The organism is Halorubrum sp. Atlit-26R, from assembly GCF_003666015.1.
Lineage (GTDB): Archaea > Halobacteriota > Halobacteria > Halobacteriales > Haloferacaceae > Halorubrum.
Map to the genome: position 1 here is coordinate 1 of NZ_QPLT01000080.1, position 1,146 is coordinate 1,146.

General features: G+C 49.6%; 1 protein-coding gene and 1 pseudogene. Both read left to right on the top strand.

Features of this window, described 5'->3' with window-relative positions; genetic code table 11:
- Positions 1 to 301, top strand: a pseudogene (locus DVK07_RS22835) (cytochrome P450); the annotation flags it as partial.
- Between the two features lie 57 nt (positions 302 to 358).
- A complete protein-coding gene (locus DVK07_RS19370; RefSeq protein ID WP_158603195.1) occupies positions 359 to 982 on the top strand; it encodes a cytochrome P450 in 624 nt (207 codons plus the stop codon).
- The last annotated feature ends 164 nt before the right edge of the window (positions 983 to 1,146 follow it).

The following is a 1,146-nucleotide window of genomic DNA, read 5'->3' on the forward strand; positions in this document are numbered from 1 at the left end:
GAGCGAGTTCGGCGTAGTTCTCCAGTTGGTCACAGCTCTCGTCGTAGTCACGGACGGGAAGAGCAGCGTCGTGCGCAGCGTCGATGGCGCCACGGAACCGGATGCCCGGAAGCCCACCGTCGTACTCACCGACGTCGATCCCAGATCGGAAGACTGGGATCTACCTTCCATTTTCAGTGATATCATCGAGTATTTCACCTATATCGCTCAAACATACCTCTACATCCCAGAATGGATCCCCATCTCGAGAAACCGGTCTTACCGCCACGCGATCGAGAGGCTTGATGATATCGTCGACTAGCTGATCACCCGCCAAAAGAATCAACCAGAGAACTACGACTCGCTCATAACCGACCTTGTGGACAATGGGTGGGACCGATCTGAAATCCGGGATGAAGTCGTCACACTCCTCCTCGCAGGACATGAGACGACCGCACTTATGTTGGCATATACGGTCCATCTACTTGGTAAGAACCCAGTTGTTAGAGATCAAATCATCAGTACAACTGATAAGACAGACATCAAGAACCCGGCAAAATCGCTCCGACAGTCCACCCTTCTTGATCGTGTCCTCAAAGAATCACTCCGACTCTATCCACCAGCATATGCGATATTCCGGCAACCAACTGAAGATGTTATGCTAAATGGCTATGAGATCTCTGAAGGGACTATCCTCTGTTTGAGCCAATGGGTGACCCACCGTGACCATCGATTATATGACTCCCCCTACGAGTTTCGACCAAACCGATGGAACTCAGATTCCCTCACACCCCCACCTACTGGAATGTACTTCCCATTTGCAGCTGGTCCGCGCCGATGTATTGGGGAGCGATTAGCTCTGATCGAAGGGAAGGTCGTGCTTGGGAAGATTCTTCAGAATTTCACGCCAGAAAGCTTCGCTGAAGACACTCTCGAGGTGATTCCATCTCTTTCTACACAGCCTAAAGATCCCATCAAAATCAAACTTAAACAGAGAAACTGAGCCACTACAGCAACAGATCTAACGCCACAACTCCATTCAAATACATTGCCCACAGAGAGACGCTGAACCAATGAGAGACAGATAGTGATTGATCCCTCTCTGATTTTCCTATAATATGATAGAATAATGTACCATACGCGATGCCACCCATACCTAGCCCTATG